Source organism: Mesorhizobium sp. M3A.F.Ca.ET.175.01.1.1, assembly GCF_004791945.1.
GTDB lineage: Bacteria > Pseudomonadota > Alphaproteobacteria > Rhizobiales > Rhizobiaceae > Mesorhizobium.
The window spans coordinates 1-284 of sequence record NZ_SRTP01000415.1 but is presented as its reverse complement, the minus strand read 5'-3'; the positions used below and the strand labels follow the sequence as shown (position 1 = coordinate 284).

Here is a 284-nt window from a genome sequence, read left to right as displayed (position 1 = left end):
CAGCATGCCGGGCGCTCGCCGCGAGGGCGACGAGCGATTTTCGTGACTCGCTATACAGCATTTTAAATCTTGACGCGCGTAAAATTTTTATAGAGCATGTGAAAACGGGCCTCGAAAACAAACGATTGGGAATTTTGCACTCATGAGCTTGGGAACCACGGTGCGCCTTGCGCGCCTCTTCTCGCATCCATCGGGGAACCTTTTTGGCGGCGCGGTCGACCACTTCGTCGGCTATGGCGACGTGCGCAAAGGCGGCCTTGCCGACCTGCCGGGGGCGCTGGCGC

Annotated in this window: 1 pseudogene; it reads left to right on the top strand. The window is 58.8% G+C overall.

Features of this window, described 5'->3' with window-relative positions:
- Window positions 1-142: 142 nt before the first annotated feature.
- A pseudogene (locus EN818_RS32230) lies at window positions 143-284 on the top strand (aldolase); the annotation flags it as partial.